The organism is Pseudonocardia oceanicola, assembly GCF_047200735.1.
Classification (GTDB): domain Bacteria; phylum Actinomycetota; class Actinomycetes; order Mycobacteriales; family Pseudonocardiaceae; genus Pseudonocardia.
Genome location: NZ_JBJZON010000001.1, coordinates 875,682 through 897,892, shown reverse-complemented (window position 1 = coordinate 897,892; position 22,211 = coordinate 875,682). Strand labels below are relative to the sequence as shown.

The 22,211-nt window shown below is 74.5% G+C and carries 18 protein-coding genes and 1 pseudogene; 8 read left to right on the top strand and 11 right to left on the bottom strand.

Features of this window, described 5'->3' with window-relative positions:
* The first annotated feature begins 10 nt into the window (after window positions 1-10).
* The gene (locus tag ACL02T_RS04085) at window positions 11-976 is read left to right on the top strand and encodes a PDR/VanB family oxidoreductase (RefSeq protein WP_412829274.1); all 966 of its coding nucleotides are present in this window, start codon (window positions 11-13) and stop codon (window positions 974-976) included.
* Between the two features lie 141 nt (window positions 977-1,117).
* The gene (locus ACL02T_RS04080; protein ID WP_412829273.1) at window positions 1,118-2,173 is read left to right on the top strand and encodes a tyrosine-type recombinase/integrase; all 1,056 of its coding nucleotides are present in this window, start codon (window positions 1,118-1,120) and stop codon (window positions 2,171-2,173) included.
* Window positions 2,174-2,302: 129 nt separating this feature from the next.
* Here the strand turns inward: ACL02T_RS04080 and ACL02T_RS04075 are convergent, their stop codons facing one another.
* On the bottom strand, window positions 2,303-4,549 hold the full coding sequence (locus tag ACL02T_RS04075) for a HelD family protein (RefSeq protein ID WP_412829333.1): 2,247 nt from the start codon (window positions 4,547-4,549) through the stop codon (window positions 2,303-2,305).
* A gap of 333 nt (window positions 4,550-4,882) precedes the next feature.
* Here ACL02T_RS04075 and ACL02T_RS04070 point away from each other — a divergent pair, with 333 nt between their 5' ends.
* The gene (locus tag ACL02T_RS04070) at window positions 4,883-5,695 is read left to right on the top strand and encodes an RNA polymerase sigma factor SigF (protein WP_412829272.1); all 813 of its coding nucleotides are present in this window, start codon (window positions 4,883-4,885) and stop codon (window positions 5,693-5,695) included.
* A gap of 42 nt (window positions 5,696-5,737) precedes the next feature.
* On the opposite strand, the gene ACL02T_RS04065 is transcribed toward ACL02T_RS04070, so the two are convergent.
* The 4 genes from ACL02T_RS04065 to ACL02T_RS04050 all read right to left on the bottom strand — a co-directional run bounded on the left by ACL02T_RS04065 (window position 5,738) and on the right by ACL02T_RS04050 (window position 11,942).
* The gene (locus ACL02T_RS04065) at window positions 5,738-6,901 is read right to left on the bottom strand and encodes a DNA topoisomerase IB (RefSeq protein ID WP_412829271.1); all 1,164 of its coding nucleotides are present in this window, start codon (window positions 6,899-6,901) and stop codon (window positions 5,738-5,740) included.
* Between the two features lie 68 nt (window positions 6,902-6,969).
* On the bottom strand, window positions 6,970-9,330 hold the full coding sequence (locus ACL02T_RS04060) for a glycoside hydrolase family 65 protein (RefSeq protein ID WP_412829270.1): 2,361 nt from the start codon (window positions 9,328-9,330) through the stop codon (window positions 6,970-6,972).
* Window positions 9,327-10,064 carry a beta-phosphoglucomutase family hydrolase gene (locus tag ACL02T_RS04055; RefSeq protein WP_412829269.1) on the bottom strand — a complete coding sequence of 246 codons (738 nt, stop codon included), beginning with the start codon at window positions 10,062-10,064 and terminating at the stop codon, window positions 9,327-9,329. Before ACL02T_RS04055 ends, ACL02T_RS04060 begins: the two co-directional genes overlap by 4 nt.
* Before the next feature lie 114 nt (window positions 10,065-10,178).
* Window positions 10,179-11,942, bottom strand: a complete 1,764-nt coding sequence (locus ACL02T_RS04050) for an ATP-dependent DNA ligase (RefSeq protein WP_412829268.1) — start codon at window positions 11,940-11,942, stop codon at window positions 10,179-10,181.
* Between the two features lie 163 nt (window positions 11,943-12,105).
* Here ACL02T_RS04050 and ACL02T_RS04045 point away from each other — a divergent pair, with 163 nt between their 5' ends.
* Window positions 12,106-14,667: a DEAD/DEAH box helicase gene (locus ACL02T_RS04045; RefSeq protein WP_412829267.1), complete on the top strand. Its 2,562-nt coding sequence runs from the start codon at window positions 12,106-12,108 to the stop codon at window positions 14,665-14,667.
* Between the two features lie 88 nt (window positions 14,668-14,755).
* Here ACL02T_RS04045 and ACL02T_RS04040 read toward each other — a convergent pair whose 3' ends face one another.
* Together ACL02T_RS04040 and ACL02T_RS04035 are read right to left on the bottom strand one after the other, a co-directional pair.
* Entirely contained in the window at window positions 14,756-15,079 is a 324-nt protein-coding gene (locus tag ACL02T_RS04040; protein WP_412829266.1) for an acyl-CoA dehydrogenase family protein, read from the bottom strand.
* A 143-nt stretch (window positions 15,080-15,222) separates the two neighbouring features.
* Window positions 15,223-16,044 carry a DUF742 domain-containing protein gene (locus ACL02T_RS04035; RefSeq protein ID WP_412829265.1) on the bottom strand — a complete coding sequence of 274 codons (822 nt, stop codon included), beginning with the start codon at window positions 16,042-16,044 and terminating at the stop codon, window positions 15,223-15,225.
* Between the two features lie 271 nt (window positions 16,045-16,315).
* Between ACL02T_RS04035 and ACL02T_RS04030 the strand changes: the two genes are divergently transcribed.
* The 3 genes from ACL02T_RS04030 (at window position 16,316) to ACL02T_RS04020 (ending at window position 18,393) form a co-directional block, all read left to right on the top strand.
* On the top strand, window positions 16,316-16,963 hold the full coding sequence (locus ACL02T_RS04030; protein WP_412829264.1) for a Pr6Pr family membrane protein: 648 nt from the start codon (window positions 16,316-16,318) through the stop codon (window positions 16,961-16,963).
* A gap of 135 nt (window positions 16,964-17,098) precedes the next feature.
* A complete protein-coding gene (locus ACL02T_RS04025; protein WP_412829263.1) occupies window positions 17,099-17,707 on the top strand; it encodes a sulfite oxidase-like oxidoreductase in 609 nt (202 codons plus the stop codon).
* Window positions 17,707-18,393: a ferredoxin reductase gene (locus ACL02T_RS04020; RefSeq protein WP_412829262.1), complete on the top strand. Its 687-nt coding sequence runs from the start codon at window positions 17,707-17,709 to the stop codon at window positions 18,391-18,393. The genes ACL02T_RS04025 and ACL02T_RS04020 overlap by 1 nt, the downstream gene beginning before the upstream one ends.
* Before the next feature lie 45 nt (window positions 18,394-18,438).
* On the opposite strand, the gene ACL02T_RS04015 is transcribed toward ACL02T_RS04020, so the two are convergent.
* Both ACL02T_RS04015 and ACL02T_RS04010 read right to left on the bottom strand, forming a co-directional pair.
* Window positions 18,439-19,239, bottom strand: a complete 801-nt coding sequence (locus ACL02T_RS04015) for a DUF1932 domain-containing protein (protein ID WP_412829261.1) — start codon at window positions 19,237-19,239, stop codon at window positions 18,439-18,441.
* Window positions 19,240-19,247: 8 nt separating this feature from the next.
* The gene (locus ACL02T_RS04010) at window positions 19,248-20,042 is read right to left on the bottom strand and encodes a metal-dependent hydrolase (RefSeq protein WP_412829260.1); all 795 of its coding nucleotides are present in this window, start codon (window positions 20,040-20,042) and stop codon (window positions 19,248-19,250) included.
* 66 nt (window positions 20,043-20,108) lie between these two features.
* On the opposite strand from ACL02T_RS04010, the gene ACL02T_RS04005 reads away from it, so the two are divergent.
* Window positions 20,109-20,822 carry an HpcH/HpaI aldolase family protein gene (locus tag ACL02T_RS04005; protein WP_412829259.1) on the top strand — a complete coding sequence of 238 codons (714 nt, stop codon included), beginning with the start codon at window positions 20,109-20,111 and terminating at the stop codon, window positions 20,820-20,822.
* 22 nt (window positions 20,823-20,844) lie between these two features.
* Here ACL02T_RS04005 and ACL02T_RS04000 read toward each other — a convergent pair whose 3' ends face one another.
* Both ACL02T_RS04000 and ACL02T_RS03995 read right to left on the bottom strand, forming a co-directional pair.
* Entirely contained in the window at window positions 20,845-21,069 is a 225-nt protein-coding gene (locus ACL02T_RS04000; protein ID WP_412829258.1) for a hypothetical protein, read from the bottom strand.
* Between the two features lie 90 nt (window positions 21,070-21,159).
* Window positions 21,160-22,005, bottom strand: a pseudogene (locus ACL02T_RS03995) (YihY/virulence factor BrkB family protein); the annotation flags it as partial.
* Between the last annotated feature and the right edge of the window lie 206 nt (window positions 22,006-22,211).

Here is a 22,211-nt window from a genome sequence, read left to right as displayed (position 1 = left end):
GAACGAGGAGATGGCGACCGAGCCGCACCTCGAGCACGAACTGGATCTGGTGCTCGACAAGAAGGAGACCCTGGCCGAGGGCGTCGTGCAGCTGACCCTGCGCGACCCGGCCGGCGCGGACCTGCCCGCCTGGGAGCCCGGGGCGCACGTCGACCTCGCGCTCACCGGCGACCTGACCCGGCAGTACTCGCTCTGCGGCGATCCCGCGGAGCGCTCGGTGCTGCAGGTCGCCGTGCTGCGCGAGCAGGCCGGGCGCGGCGGCTCGGCACACGTCCACGACGTGCTGGCCGAGGGCGACATCGTGCGGGTGCGGGGGCCGCGCAACCACTTCGCGCTGGTCGACGCGCCGCGCTACCTGTTCCTCGCCGGCGGCATCGGCATCACGCCGATCCTGCCCATGATCGCGGCGGCGGAGGCGGCCGGCGCGGACTGGCGGCTGGTCTACGGGGGCCGCACCCGCGCGTCGATGGCCTTCCGGGACCGCCTGGAGGACCGGCACCCGGACCGGGTCGAGGTCCGCCCGCAGGACGAGACGGGCCTGCTGGACCTGGCCGCCCTGCTCGGCGAGCCGGCCGCGGGCACCGCGGTCTACTGTTGCGGCCCGGAGCCGCTGCTGGCGGCCGTCGAGCAGCGGTGCGCGGCGTGGCCGGAGGGTGCCCTGCACCTCGAGCGGTTCGCGCCCAAGGCCGGCGCGGACGACGGGCCTCGGGAGGCGTTCGAGGTCGAGCTCGCCCAGAGCGGCACCACGCTCACCGTCCCCGCCGACCGGTCCGTCCTCGACGTCGTGGAGGAGGCGGGCGTCGGAATCCTCTCGTCCTGCCGGGAGGGCACCTGCGGCACCTGCGAGACCGGCGTCCTCGAGGGCGTGCCGGACCACCGCGACTCGGTGCTCGCCCCCGACGAGCAGGCCGCGAACGACGCGATGATGATCTGCGTCTCCCGCTCCTGCTCGGCGCGGCTGGTCCTCGACCTGTGAGCTGAGGGCGACTCCCCGGTCCCGAGGGGGCGGCGGCCGCCGCAGCGACCGTCGCCACCCGGGGCCGACCGGGCGCGTCGCGGGCGACCCGGAGCGGCCGGCTCCTACCCTGCAGCACATGCACGACCGAGCCCTGTACCGGTGACGGACGCCGCCCTCACCCGGCGCGCGCGGTCGGCGCCGCGACGCCGGCCCCTGCCCGGCGACCCGGTGTCCGACGCGGCCCTGCGGGTCGAGGCGCTCGACGCGGCCGCGGACCACTACCTCGACGCCGAACGGGTCGCCAGCACCCGTGAGGCCTACGCCCGGGACTGGGCGGCCTGGGAGGACTACACCAGCTGGGCGGGCATCCCGCTGCTCTCCGGCGGCCGCGGTGCCCTCGTCGGGTTCGTGCTCTGGCTCGAGCAGGGCGCACCGCGGATCGGCCGGGAGCCGGGCGAACCGGCGGCGCCGGCCACCATCCGGCGCAAGCTCGCCGGCGCGCTGCACGGGCTGCGGAAGTTCGGCGCCGACGTCGACCCGCGCGGTCCGGCCGCGGCCCGCGAGGCACTGACGATCTACCGCAGGCGCCTGTCGACCGAGGGTGTGCGGCGCGGCCGCGGGCAGGCCCATGCCGTGGACCTGCCGGCCGTGCTCGCCATGTCCCGCGCCTGCCCGGACACCCACCGCGGGCTGCGCGACCGCGCCATGGTGACCCTCGGCTTCTACGGCGCCACCCGGGCCAGCGACCAGGCCCACCTGCTCACCTCCGACGTCACCGTGGAGCACAACGGCATCGTCCTCGACGTCCGCGTCGGCAAGACGACCGGGCGCACCGCGCTGCCCCGTCGGCGCCATCCGCTGCTCTGCCCACGGTCGGCCTGGCTGGCGTGGCTGCGCGCGAGCGGGCACACCGGCGGCCCCGCCTTCCGGCGCATCGACCGGCACGACACCGTCCGCGACGAGCCGCTGTCCCCCGACGCCGTCACGGCCGTGATCGCGCGGGCCGGCGAACGCGCCGGACTGCCCTACCCGGTCACCTGCCACTCCCTGCGGGCCGGCTTCGCCACGGAGTCCTACCGGGCGGGGGCCTCCCTGCTCGACATCGCCACCCAGGGCCGCTGGGCGCCAGGCTCGCAGGAGCTCTTCCGCTACATCCGCACCGTCGACCAGTGGCGACACAACGCCGCGGACGGACTCGACCTCGACCCGGCCTGAGGCCGTGTCGACCGCTGCGGCCCGGGAACGCAGGTCCTCGACCCGTGAAGGGAGCAGCCATGCTGTCCGACAAGGCCCGTCCGGTGGTCGAAGCGACGCTGCCGGTGGTGGGCGAGCGGGCGCCGCGGCTCAGGCCCGGCGCAGCCGCTTGAGGGGTTCGGGCAGGTCCGCGGCGTGGGCCACGGTGAGCCGCTGCGTGGCGCGGGTCAGGGCCACGTAGAGGTCGTTCATCCCCCGCGGGCTCTCGGCCAGCACCTCGGCCGGCTCGACGAGCACGACGGCGTCGAACTCCAGCCCCTTCGACGCACCGACCGGCAACACGACCACCGGGGCCTCGAGGTCCTCCGGGTCCTCGGGCGCGGCCTCGCCGAGCACCGCCTCGCGCACGGCGGCGACCCGCGCGGCCGGCACCAGCACCGCGGTCCGCCCCTCGCCCACGGCCCCCCGCTCCTCCGCGACGATCTCGGCGAGCACCCCGTCGGAGCCCTCCAGGGAGCCCGCGGCCACCGGCACCGCCCGCGGCGGCACCCCGGTGCTGCGCACGGACGTCGGCGGGGTGAGGCCCGGGTCGATGGCGGCCAGCACGTCGTCGGCGACGTCGGCGATCTCGGCCGGCGTGCGGTAGTTCACGGTGAGCTGCTCGAGCCGCCACCGGTTCGCCACGAACGGCGAGAGCACCTCGGCCCAGGTCGACGCCCCGGCGATGTCGCCGGTCTGCGCCACGTCGCCCACGACCGTCATCGAGCGGCTCGGCACGCGGCGCATCACGAGCCGCCACGCCATCGCCGACAGCTCCTGCGCCTCGTCGACGATCACGTGCCCGTAGGTCCACTCGCGGTCCGCGGCGGCCCGGTCGGCGGTCGACTCGTAGGTCCGCACCTGCATGCGTTCGGCCAACCGGTCCGCGTCGACGATGTCCGTGGCCCGCAGCAGCTCCGGGTCCAGCTCCTCCTCGAGGTCCAGCACGTCGAGCACCCCCTGGGCGTACTCCACCTCCTCGCGCAGCGCGGCCTGCTCGGCGGCCCGGGCCGCGGACCCGTCGTCGCCCAGGAGCTCGGCGGCCTCGTCCAGCAACGGGACGTCCGCGGGCGTCCAGCGCAGGTCGGCCGGCACGTCGGCGGCGGGCGCCGGCCGCTCCAGCAGCGCCCGGTCCCCGGCGGGGATCCGCCGCGCGATCGAGTTGAGCCTGCGCCGGTCGGCGAACAGGTCGGTGAGCAGCTGCTCGGGGGTGAGCGTGGGCCACAGCGCGTCGAGCTCGCGGGCGACCGCGGGGTCGTCCGCCAGCTCCTCGCGGATGTCCTCGACGTCGAGCCTGCCCAGCAGGTTCCGCCCGCCGAGGTGCTGGGCCACCTGCTGGGCGAGCAGCCGCAACGCCTCGGCACGGAAGGTCCGCTTGGCCTCGTTGTGCGGCTTGCGCGAGCGCCGGGCCCGCGAGCGGGCCTGGTTCACCACGTCCCGGTCGATCCGGACCGGCTGCTGCTCCACCACGAGCTCGATCGGCCGACGCGGCAGCTGCTGACGGTCGCGGACCGCCGCGGCGACCACGGCGGCCATGTCGGCGCGGCCCTTCACCGCGGCCGTGCGGGCGTCCTCGGGCCGGCGCGCGTGCAGGCCCGGGTACAGCTCCGCCGGGGTGGCGAGCACGACCGAGGTCTCGCCCAGCGACGGCAGGACCTGGCCGATGTAGCGCAGGAAGGTCGGGTTCGGGCCGATCACCAGCACGCCGCGGCGGGCCAGCCGGTCCCGGTGGGTGTAGAGCAGGTAGGCGGCGCGGTGCAGCGCGACCGCCGTCTTGCCGGTGCCGGGCCCGCCCTGCACCACCAGCACGCCCGACGGCTTCGACCGGATGATCCGGTCCTGCTCTGCCTGGATCGTGGCCACGATGTCACTCATGCGGCCGGTACGGGGCTCGACCAGGGCACCCATCAGGGCGGCCTCGCTGGTCAGGCCGGATCCGCTGCCCTCGGCGGCGGCGTCGGCGAGGTCGAGCACCTCGTCGTCGACGGCGACGACCGTGCGCCCGCGCGTACGCAGGTGCCGGCGCCGGCGCATGCCCTCGGGGTTGGCGGCCGTGGCGGTGTAGAAGGGCTGCGCCGCCGGGGCACGCCAGTCCATGAGCAGCGGCTCGTAGTCGTGCTCCTCGTCGAGCAGGCCGAGCCGGCCGACGTAGCGGACCTCGCCCGTCTCCGCGTCGAGCCGGCCGAAGGCCAGCCCGTGCTCCGCGGCGCGCAGGGCGGCGAGCCGGTCGGTGTACATGGCGGCCGCGGCGTCGCGCTCGGTGAGGGCCTGGGGGGTGCCGACGGTCTCGCCGTGCAGCACGTCGGCGAGGCGGCGGGCGGTCTCCCGGCGGCGCTCGTCGAGCCGCTCGTAGAGCATCGCGACGTAGGCGCGCTCGTGCTCGAGCGGCGTCTCGCCCGTGGCGGGTTCGGGGGTCGGCACCTGCGGGGACGTCCTTCACGGGAGGGACGGAGCGGCCGGTCGGCCCGGTCGTCCGCGCGATCTGTCGGCATCTGGCCCGCCGGCGGCGCGGCCGACGTCCTCGTCGTCCCTCGTCGCCCGACGGCGCGGCAGTCCAACCTACCAGCGATCTCCGGCGGGTTCCGCCCGGATTCGGTGCTCGTCCCCGTCCGGGGCCCGCGTTTCCTGAGCCGATCGGTCGGGTAGGTCCGTACGTGGCGTCGGACAACACCAGACCCTCCCCGGGGCGTCGTGACTGACCGCGACCCCGCCCAGGACCCCGGCCAGACCCCCGAGCGGGAGAGCCGGGGGTCGGACTCCGAGTACGCGCACCTCGCCCCGCTGTTCGAGAAGTTCGTGGCGCTCCCCGCCGACCATCCCGACCGCGACGCACTGCGGGCCGAGCTGGTCACCGGCCACCTGCCGGTCGTGCAACACATCGCCCGGCGCTTCGCCAACCGCGGCGAGCCGGTCGACGACCTGGAGCAGGCCGGCACCGTCGGGCTGATCAACGCGGTGGACCGGTTCGAGCCGGACCGCGGCGTCGACTTCCTCTCCTACGCGATCCCGACCATCACCGGCGAGGTGCGCCGGCACTTCCGGGACCGCACCTGGGCGATGCGGGTGCCACGGCGGCTCAAGGAGATGCAGAGCTCGATCAACGGGGCCGTCGGGCCGCTGTCCCAGGAGCTGGGGCGTGCGCCCAGGCCGTCCGAGATCGCCGAGCGGCTCGGCATCTCGACCGAGGAGGTGCTCGAGGGGCTCGACGCCCAGCAGGCCTATCGCGGCCCGTCGCTCGACGAGCTGGTGGCCGGGGCCGACTCCCCGCTCGCGGACACCCTCGGCGAGGCCGACGCGGAGCTGGACAAGGTCGAGTACCGGCAGACCCTCGCGCCGCTGCTCGACGAGCTCCCGGAGCGCGAGCGCACCATCCTGGTGCTGCGGTTCTTCGGCAACAGGACGCAGACGCAGATCGCCGACCACGTCGGGATCTCGCAGATGCACGTCTCCCGCCTGCTGGCCCGCACGCTGGCCCAGCTGCGGAGGCGGATGAGCGAGGAGTAGGCGGCCCAGCAGGAGACGAACCAGCAGGAGACGGCCGGGGGGTCAGCCCGTGATCAGGCGCACGACCGCACGTTCCACCGCGGCGCGGCTGCGGTCGTCGGTGAGGTCGGGGGTCTCCAGCCGCCGGAGCGCCACCAGCACCGTACGGCCCTCCTCGAACCGCTCGACCACCCGCGGGTCGACGTAGGAGTTCCTCGCCACGGTCGGGGTGTTGCCGAGGTGGTCGGACACCGTGGTGACGGCGTGCCGGACCATCCGGGTCCGCGCCCGCTTCGCCGACGGGACCCGGCCCTCCTCGGCCACCGCCCCGGCGAGCGTGACGGCGGCGAGCACGGTGGCGTTCCAGGTGCGCAGGTCCTTGCAGGTGAACCGGTCCCCGGCCAGCTCCTTCACCGCGATGTTCAGGTCCTCGGAGCGCACGTCGTGCCAGCCGGTGCGGCCGGTCCGGTAGGCCAGCAGGTCCTCGCCGCCGCCCTTGCGCCGCAGCAGCCCGTTGACCAGCCGGTGCAGCAACGGGTCGCGCAGGTCGAGCCGGCGCGGCACCCCGCCCTTGGCCGGGTAGTCGAAGTGGATCAGGCCGCGGCGCAGCGTGACGTGCTCGCGGCGCAGCGTGGCCAGGCCGAAGGTGCCGGTGTCGTCGTGGTCGTCGCCGTCGTGCCCGCAGCCGGTGGAGCCGGTTCCGTCGTGCCCACGACCGGTGGAGCCGGTTCCGCCGGAACAGTCGTCCGAGCCGTCGTCCCCGCAGCTCGGGGCGTACTGCTCGCCGCCGGCCCGGAACACCCCGATGTCGAGCATCCGCACCGCCCCGGCGAGCACCCGCTCGCGGTGCAGCCCGCTGGTCCCCAGCCGCGTGGTGATCTCCCCGCGGACCTCGGAGAGCTTGCGGCCCAGGGACAGCACGCGGTCGTGCTTCTCCTGGTCACGTGCCCGACGCCAGTCGTCGTGGTAGCGGTACTGGCGGCGGCCGGCGTCGTCGGTGCCGACGGCCTGGATGTGGCCGCGGGGATCGGGCGAGATCCAGACGTCCCGCCACGCCGGCGGGATGACGAGGTCCTTGATCCGCGCGATCTCCGCCCGGTCGTCGATGCGCTCGCCGTCCGGCCCGAGGAAGACCCAGCCCCGGCCGGACCGGCGCCGACAGAGCCCCGGCCCGGAGGGGTCGGAGCGGACGAGCCCGGCGGGGGGATCGACTGCTGCTGCCGTCACGCCGCGGTGATACCCCGGCCGCCCGCGGGCAATCCACCGGGTGACCGGTGCGGGCGCGTCGGTCCGGGTCAGCCGCCGTGGTGCCGCTGCCGCGGGCTTCGCCCGTACGGCTGCTCCACCGGGTCGACCGTGGGCGGCGAGGGCATCGGCCGCACCTGCGGGTCCTCGGCGAGTGCGACCGGCTCGCCGTGGTGGCGCAGCCGCATCGGCGGCCCGCTGACCAGCCGGTACTCCACCTCGTCCTGCGTGATCGTGACCCGGATGTGCCGCCCCTGCCAGCGCAGCCCGAACGAGATCCGGGTCAGCGCGGCCGGCAGCACCGGCGCGAAGGCCAGCCCGGTCGCGTCGCAGGTCATCCCGCCGAGCCCGGTGGTGATCGCCACCCAGGTGCCGGCCATGGACGCGATGTGCATCCCGTGGTCGGTGTTGCCGGCCAGGTTGTTGAGGTCGATGAGCGCGGCCTCGGCCAGGTAGTCGTAGGCCAGGTCCAGGTGGCCCGTGCGGGCCGCGACCATCGACTGCGTGCACGCCGACAACGAGGAGTCCCGCACGGTGATCGCCTCGTAGTAGGCGAAGTTGCGGCGCATCTGCTCGGGGGTGAAGGCGTCCGGCCGCAGCTGCATCGCCAGGACCAGGTCGGCCTGCTTGATCACCTGCTTGCGGTACAGGTCGAAGTACGGGTAGTGCAGCAGCAGCGGGTAGGTGTCGGCCGGGGTGTTCTCGAAGTCCCACACCTTGTGCTTGGTGAAGCCCTCGGACTGCGGGTGCACGCGCAGCTCGTCGTCGTACGGGATCCGCATGGAGGCCGCCGCGTCCCGCCAGCTGGCCATCTCCTCGGAGTTCACCCCCAGTCTGGCCGCGCTGCGCGGGTGCTTCGCGGCGACCTCGGCGGCGTAGCGCAGGTTCAGCTGCGCCATGAGGTTCGTGTAGACGTTGTTGTCCACGATCGCGGAGTACTCGTCCGGGCCCGTCACACCGTCGATCCGGAACTCGCCGGCCGAGTCGTGGTGGCCCAGCGACCGCCACAGTCGCGCGGTGGCGACCAGGATCTCCAGGCCGACCTCCAGCTCGAACTGGGTGTCACCGGTGGCCGCGACGTGGCGGCGGACCGCGTCGGCGATGTCGGCGTTGATGTGGAAGGCCGCGGTCCCGGCGGGCCAGTAGCCGGAACATTCCTCGCCCCGGATCGTGCGCCACGGGAAGGCCGCGCCGTCGAGACCGAGCTGTTGGGCGCGCTCGAACGCCTTCGGCAGGATCGACTGCCGCCAGCGCAGCGCGTCCGCCGCGGCGTCGGGCGCCAGGAAGGACAGCACCTGCAGGCAGAAGGTCTCGGTGTCCCAGAAGGTGTGGCCGTCGTAGCCGTCGGCGGTCAGCCCCTTGGCCGAGACGCAGCGGCGCTCGGCGCGGGCACCGGCCTGCAACACGTGGAACGTGGCCAGCCGGACCGCCTGCTGCAGCTCCGCGTCGCCGTCGATCTCGACGTCCGCGGTCTCCCAGAAGTCCTCGAGGTACTCGGCCTGTTCGCGGAGCAGGCCCTCCCAGCTCGTGTACCGGGCGGCGGCCAGCGCGGCCCGCACCTGGTCGTAGACGGCGGGCAGGCTGCGCTGCGAGGACCAGCCGTAGGACAGGAACTTGACGATCTTCAGCGTCTCGCCGGGCTTGACCCGGCCGATGATCGTGGTGCTGCCGGTGTCCTCGGTGGCGTCCGAGGTGATCTTGATCCCCTCGGGCCCGTGCACCTCGTGGTCCATCGCCGCGGCGACGCGCAGCCCGGACTTGCGGGTGCTGTGCACGAGCGTGGCCCCCGCCTCGTCGGCCCGGTGCATCTCGGACTCGAGCGCGTTGGTGAGCGCGGCCTCCAGGCGCGGGTCGTCCGCGCCGCGGGTCGGCAGCTGCTCGTTGGCCACCAGCTCGGACTGCACCACGAGCAGGGCCGGCTCGTCGAGCACCTCGACCTCGTAGCAGATGGCGGCGATCGCGCGCTGGGTCAGCGAGACCAGCCGCGTGCTGTGCACCCGCACCACGCGCCCGGCCGGGGACTCCCACTCGACCTCGCGGGACAGCGTGCCGGCCTTCAGGTCGAGCACCCGCTCGTGCCGGCGGAGCTTGCCGTAGCGCAGGTCGAACGGCTCGTCGTCGACCAACAGCCGGATCAGCTTTCCGTTGGTGACGTTGATGATCGTCTGCCCGGACTCCGGGTAGCCGTAGCCGCCCTCGGCGTACGGCAGCGGCCGGACCTCGTAGAACGAGTTCAGGTAGGTCCCGGGCAGGTGGTGCGGATCGCCCTCGTCCAGGTTCCCGCGCAGCCCGATGTGGCCGTTCGACAGGGCGAAGACCGACTCCGTCTGGCCCATCGCGGCGATGTCGAGGGTCGGCTCCCGCACGACCCAGGGCTCGACCGCGAACGTGCGGCCCGCGTCCGGCTTCACCACTGGTCCTCCAACAGCTCGGCGAGGTCGGCCACCACGACGTCCGCGCCGTGCTCGCGCAGCGCGTCGGCCTGCCCGAGCCGGTCGACGCCGACCACCCGGGCGAACCCTCCGGCCCGGCCGGCCGCGACGCCGGCCAGGGCGTCCTCGTACACGACGGCCGCCTCCGGCGGCACGCCCAGGTCCTGCGCCGCCGCGAGGAACGTGTCCGGCTCCGGCTTGCCCGGCAGGTGCCGCTCGCGCGCCACCACCCCGTCGACCCGGTGGTCGATCAGGTCCGTCAGCCCGCCCACCTCGAGCACCTGCGCGGCGTTGGCGGACGACGACACCACGGCGACCTTCATCCCCGCCGCCCGGACCGCCTCCAGGTAGGGGCGCGAGGCGGGGTAGACGTCCACCCCGCTCTGCCGCAGCACGACCTGGACGAGGTCGTTCTTACGGGTGGAGAGCCCCCAGAGGGTCACCGCGTCCGGGGGGTCCTGCGGGCTGCCCTCGGGCAGGGTGATCCCGCGCGAGGCGAGGAAGCTGCGGGTGCCCTCGAGGCGCGGCTTGCCGTCCACGTACGGCCCGTAGTCGGCGGCGACGTCGAAGGGCCGGTAGCCGGGGCCGTCGCGCTTCTCGAGGAACTCGTCGAACATCGTCTTCCACGAGGCGGCGTGCACGCTCGCGGTGTCGGTGAGGACACCGTCGAGGTCGAACAGGCAGGCGCGGGCGCCGTCGGGGAGTCCGAGCATGGGCGGAACCGTAGCGTCCCGATGATCGCCCTCGCAGGGCGGCGCCGTCACGTCACACGCTTGCCGTGCCCGTTGTCACGTCCCGTTCACACGAGGGGACGGAGCAGGACCGGTTCAGCAGGCGGCCGCGGTCGCCCCGGGCACCCGCAGCCGGGTCTCGCCGTGCCCCCGGTCGCCCACCACGACCTCGGCCCCACCGGCGCCGTCCGGGGCGGCCTCGACGAGGACCGCACCGCCCTCCGGGCGGGGCTCGATCCGCCGCTGCACGACGTCACGGACGAGGACCAGTACCTGCAGCGGCACGACGGTCACGTCGTCCAGTCCGTCGGCGACCGCCACCGCGGTCTCCAGGCGCCGGCCGAACCGGGCCTGCTCGATCGCGAGGTAGGCGCGCACCGCCGCCAACTCGTCGGCCAGCGGGATCGCCGGGCTGCCGGCGCGGTCGGCCGTCCGGCTGAGGTCGGCGAAGCCGAGCAGCAGCTCCCGGGCCCGTCCGGGATCGGTGCGCATCAGCGCGGCGATGGTGTTGAAGGCGTTGTAGACGAAGTGCTGTTCGAGGCTGCGGTTGAGCGAGCTCGCCGCTGACGGCGGCGGGATCGCGGGCGCGTCCGGCGCCCGGGCGGCCGGCGTGCCGGCCGGCACCGCGGGTTCCTCGGTCCGGTCGGGCTCGGCGGGGACCCCGGGCGTCGGTGGCGTCGCCGGAGCCGGGGGCACGGTCGGCGCGGTCGGCGCGGTGCTCGGTGCCGGTCCGGACCGGTGCGCGGTGGCGACCCGCTCCCCGCGGCCGGGCGGGCCCCAGACCTCCGCGCCGTCCGGCGCGGCACGCTCGGCCGGGTCGGCCTCCCGCGCCCAGGGTGTGCCCGCCCAGTCCTCGGCCGCGACCTCGTCGGGTCGCAGGATCCCGCGCCACACCGGCAGCCGCAGGTGGGCGCCGCGGGTCCAGCCCTGGTACTCGGCCTGCCCGACGATCCGCGGCACGAGCCAGCGGGCGTCGCCCGCCACCGCCTCGGGCACCGCGCCGGGACCGTCCGTCGGGAACGGCGGCACCCGCGCGCCGAGGGTCCGCAGCACCTCGCCGATCTCACGCCGCGCGGCACCCGCCCCGATCCCGACGCGCCCGACGTAGCGCAGCGGGCCGAGGGACCCGCCCGGCGCGGGCGGGTGCTCCGGGATCCCCAACAGCAGCGCGCCGATCCGCCCAGGCCGGTTCCGGTCGGCCGGCATCCACCCCCCGACGACGACCGGACGTGCGCGGCGCAGCGGCACCCGCAGCCAGTCCCGGGTGCGCCGGCCGGCCTTGTACGCGGCGTCGACCCGCTTGAGGTGGAGCCCGTCGAGGCCGTAGCGCTCGGCGGCCTCCATCACGAAACCCGCCTCCGCCGCGGGGTGCGAGGGCGGGACCAGCACCGGCGGCCCGGCGATGCCGAGCCCCTCCAGCAGCCGCCTGCGCTCGGCGTAGGGCCTGCGCAGCAGGGACCGGCCGTCCAGCCACAGCAGGTCGGTGACGACGAACCCGACGGGCACCCGCGCGCGCAGCGACTCCGAGGGCGTCACGGTCGAGGTGCGGCGCATCAGCGGGCCGCGGCTGGGCCGGCCCGAGTCGCCCATGGCGACGACCACGCCGTCGAGCACCATGCCGGAGCCGCGCACGCGCTCGCCGAGCACGGCGAGCTCGGGGAAGCTGCGGGTCACGCTGCGCGCGGTCGAGGAGAGCAGCCGGACGTGGCCGGGCCGGACGTAGGCGACGCAGCGGAAGCCCGCCCACGCGAACTCGACCGCCCAGTCGCCGCCCCGCTCGCCGTCGGCCAGGTCGCCCTGCGCAGGGAGCATCGGCGGGACGACGTCGGGCATGCCACCGCCCGCAACCCGCCCAGTCACGGTCCTCACCGTAAACGGCCGTACCGGTGCCGTGTCACCTGATCGGCCGTACGGCGCCGGCAGCGCGCCCAGGGAGCCGCGATCTGCGGCGGATGGCGCCCGGCGGGGCGGTGGACCGAGCAGGTCGCCCCGGCCGGCCGGACTCGTGGACAATCGGGGCATCATGACCGCCACCTCCGCCGCGCTGCTCACCGACCGCCTCCCCACCGGGGACGACCCGGACACCCTGGTCGAGGTGTTCGCGGACTGGGCCTTCGAGGAGCGGGGCCTGTCGCTCTACCCCGCGCAGGAGGAGGCGCTGCTGGAGATCGCCACCGGCGGCAACGTCATCCTCTCCACCCCCACCGGGTCCGGGAAGTCGCTGGTCGCGATCGCCGCGCACGCCGCCGCGCTGTCCCGCGGCGCCCGCACCTTCTACACCGCGCCGATCAAGGCGTTGGTCAGTGAGAAGTTCTTCGACCTCATCGGGGTCTTCGGCGCGGACAAGGTCGGCATGCTGACCGGCGACGCCGCCGTGAACGAGGGCGCCGAGATCATCTGCTGCACGGCCGAGATCCTGGCCAACATCGCGCTGCGCCAGGGCGCGCGGGCCGACGTGGGCTCCGTGGTGATGGACGAGTTCCACTTCTACGCCGACCCGGACCGCGGCTGGGCCTGGCAGGTGCCGCTCGTCGAGCTGCCCCAGGCCCAGTTCCTGCTGATGAGCGCCACGCTGGGCGACACGTCGTTCTTCTCCGACGACCTGACCCGGCGCACCGGCCGGGCCACCCGCGAGATCACCTCCGTCGAACGGCCGGTGCCGCTGCACTTCCGCTACGTGCTCACCCCGCTGCACGAGACGATCGCCGAGCTGCTCGAGACGCACGAGGCGCCGGTCTACGTCGTGCACTTCACCCAGCAGTCGGCCGTCGAGCGGGCGCAGGCGCTGATGAGCGTCAACGTCACCGCGAAGGAGGAGAAGGCGGCGATCGCCGAGCTGATCGGCGACTTCCGGTTCACCGCCGGGTTCGGCAAGACCCTGTCCCGGCTGGTCCGGCACGGGATCGGCGTGCACCACGCCGGCATGCTCCCCCGGTACCGCCGGCTGGTGGAGACCCTCGCCCAGGCCGGGCTGCTCAAGGTCATCTGCGGGACCGACACCCTCGGCGTCGGGATCAACGTGCCCATCCGGACCGTGCTGTTCACCGGGCTGTCGAAGTACGACGGGCGGCGCACCCGGCCGCTCAAGGCCCGTGAGTTCCACCAGATCGCCGGGCGGGCCGGCCGGGCGGGCTACGACACCGTCGGCACGGTCGTCGCCGAGGCCCCCGAGCACGAGATCGAGAACCACAAGGCGCTGCAGAAGGCCGGCGACGACCCCAAGAAGCGGCGCCGCGTGGTGCGCAAGCAGCCGCCGGAGGGGTTCGTCGGCTGGTCGCAGACCTCCTTCGAGAAGCTCCAGGCCGCCCAGCCCGAGCCGCTGACCAGCCACTTCCACGTGTCGCATGCGATGCTGCTGAACGTGATCTCCCGGCCCGGGGACGCGTTCGCCGCGATGCGGCACCTGCTCGAGGACAACCACGAGCCGCGCCCCCGGCAGCGCAAGCACATCCTGCGCGCGATCGCGATCTACCGGGCGCTGCTCGCCGCGGGCGTGGTGGAGAAGCTCGACCGGCCCGACGCCGAGGGCCGCACCGTCCGCGTGGTCGGCGACCTGCAGCTGGACTTCGCGCTCAACCAGCCGCTGTCGCCGTTCGCCCTGGCCGCCTTCGAGCTGCTCGACCGCGAGTCACCGGCGTACGCGCACGACGTGGTCTCGGTCGTGGAGGCCACCCTCGACGACCCCCGCCCCGTGCTCTACGCGCAGGAGAACAAGGCCAAGGGCGAGGCCGTCGCCTCGATGAAGGCCGAGGGCATCGAGTACGAGGAGCGGATGACGCTCCTCGAGGACGTCTCCCACCCCAAGCCGCTCGAGGAGTTGCTGGTCGGGGCGCTGGAGACCTACCGGCGCGGGGCGCCGTGGGTCGAGGACGCCCGGCTCTCGCCCAAGTCCGTGGTCCGGGACATGTCCGAGCGGGCCATGACCTTCCACGAGTACGTGGCCTTCTACCAGCTGGCCCGCTCCGAGGGGTTGGTGCTGCGCTACCTCGCGGACTGCTACCGGGCGCTGCGGCAGACCGTGCCCGAGCACGCGCGGACCGACGAGCTGACCGACCTCATCGAGTGGCTCGGCGAGCTGGTGCGCCAGGTCGACTCCAGCCTGCTCGACGAGTGGGAGAAGCTCGCCGCCGGCGGCGGGGTCGAGGACGAGTCCGCTCCCCCGTCCCTCGACCAGGGCCCCGCGGGCGTCACCCGCAACGCCCGCGCCTTCCGCGTCCTGGTGCGCAACGCGCTGTTCCGCCGGGTCGAGCTCGCCTCGCTCAACCGGTGGGACCTGCTCGGCGACCTCGACAAGGAGTCCGGCTGGACGGCGGACCGCTGGCGCGAGGCCTTCCAGCCCTTCTTCGACCTGCACGGCTTCGGCGGCATCGGCATCGGTCCGGACGCGCGCGGCCCCAAGATGATCGACATCGTCGAGGAGCCGGAGCGCTGGCTCGTCCGTCAGGTGATCGACGACCCCGAGGACGACCACGACTGGGCCATCACCGCCGAGGTCGACCTCGCCGCGTCGGACGAGGCGGGCGAGGCGGTCGTGTGGGTCACCGGCTTCGGCGACTCCGGAACCAGGCCCACCATGGAACCATAATGCGATCTGATGGCGCTGACTGACGCGTTATGGAACCATAATGCGATCTCACGGCCCCGATGTGCGCATTATGGTTCCATAACGCTGCTCAGCCGGGCGGGCAGGCACCCGCAGGCCGTCGAACTCCAGGTCCCACGTGACGAAACCGTGGTAGCCGATCTTGTCGATGGGGCGGCCGGTGAGCCCCTCGGGGAAGGCGTCCCGCTCCTACCGTGATGCCGAAGTAGCCGAGCTCGGCCATCTCGTCGAGCAGCGAGCGCGGGATCTCGCCCTTGACCTTGTCCAGCTCGTCGGCCACGGGCAGGACGCGCTCGGCGGCGAAGGCGCGCGCCCGCTCCTGCAGCTTCTCCCGCTCGGGGGTGTGGAACGGGGCAGGGACGACCGGGACGGGCGGGGCCAGGAAGTCGCGCATGGAGGAGTCGTGCCACACCTCGGCCCGACGCGCCCGCCCGATCGGCCGGAGGCAGGGGCCCGACCGGGCGGGGCGGTCGGAACCGCCGCGTCGGGGAGGGCGGTGCGGGGCGACGGGTGCGGGGCCGGTCGGGAGGGGCGGTGTCAGAGCCGACGCAGTCCGCTGAGGACCCGCTCCATCAGGGCCAGGTCCGGCCCTTCGGCCGTGACGGCCCGGTGCACCTCGAGCCCGCCCGTCACCGCGAGGTCCCCGACCACGACCCGGGCGACGCCGAGCGGCATCCCCATGATCGCGCCGACCTCGGCGATGGACCGCGGCGCGCGGCACAGCTCGAGGATCGCGGCGTGTTCGGCGAGCTCGGCGCGGCGCAGGGCCGCGGGAGGGGTCGAGACCAGCGTCTCGATGGCGAGCTCGTAGCGCGACCGGGTGCGGCCCTTGGTGTAGAAGTACGGCCGCACCGCCAGCGAGCGGCCGCGCTCGTCGTGCACGTACTCCGGGTCGGCCCCGTCGGCCCCGTCGACCCCGTCGGCCCCGTCGACCCCGTCGACCGCGTCGGCGATGTCGAGCGGGCCGCCGGCGGGCGGGGACATGTGGGCCGGCTCGGTCGGCTCCGGGGCCGGCTCCGGATGGTCCTCGCGGTCGCGCCGGCGCCGGGCGGACCCCCCGAACCGGGCGCCGGTGGAGCCGACGGACGGGGCTTCGGGGAACCCGGTGGGCGCGCTCGGGCGCGGCGCGGTGTCGCCGGCCGGAACGGGGTCCGGAACCACCACGGTGGAGCCCACGGCGAAGGCCGGGGTCGCTTCGCCGACCACCGGGATGGCCACCGTGTCCGCCTCGTCCGCGGTCCGCCGGTCGGGCAGCGCGGGGCCCGCGGGCTCCTCGCCCTTCTTGCGCCGCCGCTTGCGGGGCGCACCGCCGAAGCGTGCGCCGGTGCGGCCGATGTCGAAGTCGTCGGCGGGCGTCATGCGTCTCCTTGATCGGAGGACCGGAGCGTGGAGCGCTCGCACCGTCTCGACCACGTGTTACGCAGCCGTGACACCGACGTTCCACGGTCATGACGATCGCTCTCCGTGGTTCTTCTCCGGCGAACGGGTGAGGCGGGTGCAGCCCAGCGTGACCGGCGCGACCGGGCGCACCGCCCGGAAGGTGGCGACCAGGACGCATCACCGTCGGCGTCGTGACCGTGGTGCCGTTCGGCCGGCCCTCGTCGCGCGGATTCGCGGCTAGAGTCCCCCGGTGGTCCGCTACCTCCCCCTCGCCCGTCCGTGGTTCGGGCTCGTGGCGGCGTTCGCCCTGCTCGGAGTGGTGCTGCAGGTGGTGGCGACGGCGGTGGACCCGGCCCCGTACTCGATCTTCACCAGCACGGGGGCGCGCGTGGCCAACGTGTTCGCCTTCTTCACGATCCTGAGCAACCTGCTCGTCGGCGTCGTCCACGTGCTGCTGGCGATCGACCCCGAGCGGGACTCGCGGGTGATGCGGGTGCTCCTGCTCGACGCCGTGGTGGCCATCGCCGTCACCGGCATCGTCTACAACCTGGTGCTGGCGCAGATCGCGAACCCACACGGCCTGCACCGGGTCGCCGACGTGCTCTGCCACATGATCACGCCGCTGTTCGCCGTCGTCGGGTGGCTGCTGTTCGGCCCGCGCGGGCTGGTGGACCGGGACGTCGTCCTGCTCGCGGCCCTCTACCCGCTCGTCTGGCTCGCGTTCACGCTCGTCCGCGGAGCGCTGACCGACTGGTACCCGTACCCGTTCGTCGACGTCGTGGCGCACGGCTACGTCCGGGTCGCGATCAACTGCCTGGTCGTGGCGCTGTTGTTCCTCGGGCTCGGGTTCGGGGCGCTCGCGCTGGACCGCAGGCTGCCGGGACTCTCGGCCGGCTGACCCCGCCCGGACGACGGTGCGGGCCGGCAGCGGACGGGCGAGGTCTCCCCACGCGGCTCCCGTTCACGGGAACGTCCCACCCGTCCGCCATGCTGTGTCCGGCGAGGACCGCGGGGCCGAGCGAAGGGGACGGGCATGGCGATCACCCGAGGATTCACCGGACGCGGCCGGGCGGCGCGCGACCCGCGGCTGCCCCCGGGCCAGTACGACGCCAAGGACGACTGGCCGGTGCTCAACGCCGAGGCCACACCACGGATCGGCACCGACCGGTGGACCTTCACGATCGAGGGGCTCGTCGACCGTCCCCGCAGCTGGACCTGGGACGAGATCCACGCCCTGCCCGGCTCCCGGTACTCCGGCGACATCCACTGCGTCACCACGTGGTCGAAGCTGGGCGTGACGTTCGACGGCGTCTCGGTCGACACCCTGCTCGAGGCCGTGGGGGTGCAGCCGGAGGCGAAGTTCGTGACGGCCACGGCCCACACCGGCTACACCACGAACCTGCCGCTGGCCGACGTGACCGACGGGAAGGCCTGGGTGGTCTGGCGGGCGGACGGGCGACCGCTCACCGTCGAGCACGGCGGCCCGGCGCGGCTGCTCGTGCCGCACCTGTACTTCTGGAAGAGCGCGAAGTGGGTCTCCGGCCTGCGGGTCACGGCGGAGGACGAGCAGGGCTTCTGGGAGCGCAACGGCTACCACGACCGCGGCGACCCCTGGCTCGAGCAGCGGTACCAGGGGGACTGATGGCGGCCTGGCAGACGGCGACGGTCCTCGACGTCCGGCGCGAGACGCCCTCGGCGAAGACCTTCCGGCTCAAGCTCCCGGGACCGTCCGGGCACGTCGCCGGGCAGTACTACGTGCTGCGGCTGACCGCCGAGGACGGCTACACCGCCCAGCGCGACTACTCCGTCGCCTCCGTCCCGGGCACGGACGAGATCGACCTGACCGTCGAGCTCCTGCCCGGCGGGGAGGTGTCGGAGTTCCTGCACGAGGTCGTGCAGCCCGGCGACGAGCTGGAGGTCCGGGGCCCGATCGGCGGCTGGTTCGCCTGGCCCGGCCGCACCCCGGCGTTGGGGGTCGCGGGCGGGTCCGGGGTGGTGCCGCTGATGGCGATGCTGCGGTCGGCGCGGATCGCGGGGTCGGGGCTGTTCCGGCTCCTCGTCTCCGCGCGCCGGCCGGCGGACCTCTACTACGGCGACGAGCTGCCCGGGCCGGAGACGACGATCGTCTACACCCGCCAGGTGCCGCCCGGGTACCCGCGCCCGCCGGCCCGGCTCGTGGCGGCCGATCTCGAGCCGCTGCTGCTCCCGGACCAGACCGTCTTCGTGTGCGGCACGCCGCCCTTCTGCGACACCGCGACCGACCTGCTCCTCGGGCTGGGCGTCGACACGGACCGGATCCGGGTGGAGCGGTTCGGCCCCTCGAGCTGACCTCGCCCCCGCGAGTCGCGCCTTCCGCCCCCGCGAGTCGGCAGGTCAGGCGCGCCGGTACATCTCGGCCGCGGCGCGGGAGAAGCCGTCGGGGACCCCGGCGGCGGCGAGGGCATCGGCGGCCTCCTCCATCTCCGCGACCCATCGCCGGCCCTTCTCCTTCGCCCGACCCGCCACCGCCGCCAGCTCGGCGGGGTAGTCGACGCCGGTGCGCGCCAGCTCCTCGCGGAGCGCCCCGTCGACGCCGAGGCTGCGGGCGGCCTCGTCGAGCGCCAGCCAGATCGCCGGCAGGGCCTTGCTCTGCAGCGCGAAGCAGGCCTTGAGCGCGCTGGCGGTACCCAGCTCCGGGCCGAGGGTGCGCGCGGTGAAGGGCGTCCCGGCGAACAGCGCCTCGACGAGCACCGCGTGCGGCCCCGAGAGCCACAGGACCGTGCTGCCCGCCTCCCACGCCGGGGGGCCGATCACGGCCCCGTCGACCACGGTGCCGTCCGGGAACAGCTCGCCGATGGCGCCGACCGTGGCGGGCGAGACCGCGTTCGCGTCGACGTACAGCGGCGTCCGTTCCTGCCCGGCGACGGCCTCGGCGACCTCGGCGGCCACCTCGTGGGCCGCACCGGGCGGACAGATCGAGAGCACGACGTGCGCGCGCCGGGCCAGCTCCCGGACGTCCGGCACCGCGACCAGGTCGGCCAGCTCGGCCCGCTTCGACGTGGCCTGCGAGCGGCCGGCGGCCGCCCAGATCACGGCGCCGGCACGCGCCTTCAACGCCGAGCCGAGGGCGGCGCCCATGGCCCCCGGGTGCAGGATCCCGATCACGGGGCGGGCAAGCAGGTTCCGGTCGCTCACGCCGACCATCATCCGCCCGCGACGAGCCGGGCGCGCAGGTCCAGCAGGACGTCGAGCGCACCGGGCACCACGTAGACGGCCAGCGCCAGCGTGCCGAGGGTCAACAGGGGTGCGACCAGCAGCGCCTCCACCCGCCCGCCGGCGCGGAACCGCAGCGGTCGCGGACTGCCGACCGGGTACCAGTGCCGGCCGCGGATCGGCAGCGGCCACAGCAGCGGCGCGCCCGACTCGGTGACGGCGTCGCCGAGCGAGTGCACCAGCATCCCGAGCCCGACCGCGAGACCCAGCCACCCCGCCGTCCCCGCCGTCCCGCCGGGGAGCCGCTCCTCGGCCGCCCACGTCAGCCCGGCGGCGATCACCAGCGAGGGCGGGCCGGGGACCAGACCGTCGAGTCCCTTGATCGCCAGGGCCAGGCAGACGAACAGCACACCGGCGGTGACGGGCGTGCCCCACCGCGCGCTCGCGACGCCGAGGCCGCCGGCGAGCAGGAGCGCTCCGGCGAGTGTGTGGGTGAGTCCGCGGTGCGTCCCCCGGCCGGAGTCCCGCGGGCCCTTGGTGAGCCGGAAGACCAGCGCCGACAGCGGCCGGACCGCGTGCCCGGCCAGCCAGGACGCCCAGGAGAACCGACGGCTGGCCGTCGACGACGGGTGGTCGAGATCGGGCAGCAGCGCCGCGCCCGCGGTGACGCCGGCGAAGGTGAGGATCGTGCCCGCGGTCGGGGCGATGCCCACCGCCTGTGGGGCGAGCCCCGCGACGGCGAGCCCGAGGGCCGCTCCGGACGTGGCGTGACTGACCCCGAGCACCGCGTGACCCTACGGTGGCCGGGCGCGCCTTCCCGCGAGGCGCGCCGAGGGGCAGGGTCTGGGTGCATGACCCTCTCCTTCGACGGCGCCGTCGCCGGCTGGTGCCAGCTCCCCTCCCCCGCCGCGGCCGAGATCGTCGGCTCCTCCGGTGTGGACCTCCTGTGCCTCGACGCCCAGCACGGCCTCCTCGGCGACGACTCCGTGCTCGCCTGCCTGCAGGCGCTGCGGGGCGTCCCCACCCTGGTCCGCGTGCCGCACAACGCCCCGGACCCGATCGCCCGGGCACTGGACCGGGGCGCCGACGGCGTGATCGTCCCGCTGGTCGACTCCGCCGCCGAGGCCGCCGCGGCCGTCGCCGCCTGCGCCTATCCCCCGGCCGGGGTCCGCAGCTTCGGCCCCACCCGGGTCGGCTGGTCCGGCGCCGACGTCCTGGCCCGCGGCCGCTGCGTGATCATGGTCGAGACCGTGTCGGCGGTCGCGGACCTGCCGGCGATCCTGCGGCTCGACGGCGTCGACGCGATCTTCGTCGGCCCGTCCGACCTCTCGTTGAGCTCCGGCCGGGCCGCGATCCCCCCGCTCGACGACGAGGGCTACCGCGACCTGTTGCGTACGGTCACCGAGGCGTGCCGCGGGGCGGGGATGCCGGTCGGGGTCTACTGCGGCGACCCGGCCTGGGCACCGACCTTCCGGGAGCTGGGCTTCACCTGGCTCACGATGCCGGCCGAGTCCGGGCTGCTGCAGGCCGCGGTCGGATCGGCCCTCGCCGCGCTCCGGCCGTGAGCGGGGCCCGGACGCGGCGTGATCAGCCCTGCAGGTGGCCGAGCCGGCGGAGGATCGCCATGTTGTCCCAGGTGAACCGCAGGAAGTCCTTGAGCTCGTCGAGGTCGGTGACGACGACCGCGGGGGTGGCTTCGCAGTGCCGGACGACGTCGGGCGCGATCAGGGCGTCGAGGTCGTCGAGCCGTCGTTCGTTCATGGCGCTCTCGAAGCGCCGCATCAGGTCCTTGGTCTCGCCCGGGGTCAGCACGCGCGGAACACCTCCTGGTCGCTGTCGACCGGGGGGCGTTCGGAGCGGATCTCCCGGACGTTACGACAGGTGCTGCTGGGTCACCGCGTTGCGGCGGTCCCTGAGCCGCTTGGGCCAGTAGTGCTGGATCGCCGCGTTGAAGTGCGCACCCAGCACGATCGCGAGCCCGATGAAGAACGCCGCGAGCAGGAAGGCGATCGGCGCGGCGAGGGCGCCGTAGGTGTACCCGGTGGTGGTCAGCCAGCTGATGTAGACCCGCAGCCCCGTGACCCCGGCCAGGAAGACGACGGCGGCGAGCAGCGCGCCCGGCAGACCGCGGTGCCAGGGCGGCTTGGCCGGCAGTGCCAGCTTGTAGAGCGTGGTCAGCGCCAGGACCAGCACGAACCCGAGGACCGGGTAGTACAGCCAGCCGATCAGCGTGACGGCGGTGTCCTGCCAGGAGGCGGGCAGCAGCTTCGGCAGCCGGTCCGGTCCGAGGGCCAGCAGCGGCAACGAGACGATCCCGCCGATCAGCGCGACCACGTACATCAGCAGCGCCAGCATCCGCTGCCAGACGGGGTTGCGCACGCCGTACTGGTCGTGGGCGCGGGTGATGGCGTCGACGAACGACGACATGGCCGACGACCCCGACCAGAGCGAGATCACGAAGCCCAACGACACCAGCTCGCTGCGGCCCGTGGTGAGGATGGTCGAGACGGTCGGGGCGATGATCTCGTCGACGACGTTGGGGCTGAACACGGTCGACGCCCCGCGGACGATCTGGGCCTCGGCGAGGTCGATCGTGTCGGGGCCGAACCATCCGCCGATGTAGCCGAGGCTGCCCAGCAGGCCCAGCAGCAGCGGCGGCAGCGACAGGGTCTGCCAGAACGCGGCGGCCGCCGCCTCGCTGAAGATGTTGTCGTCCCACGCCCGGACGACGGTCCGTTTGACCAGCAGCCAGGCGCCGCGCCGCCCGTACGGCCGCGGTTCGCCGGCCGCCGTGAGCCGCGCGGTCGAGCCGCCGTGCGGCCCCGCGGGGTCCGACGGCCGGGTCGGAGCGCGCTCGTCCGACGGAGTCCGCTCGTCCGACGGAGCCCGCTCGTCCGACGGAGCCCGCTCGTCCGACGGAGCCCGCTCGTCCGACGGAGCCCGCTCGTCCGACG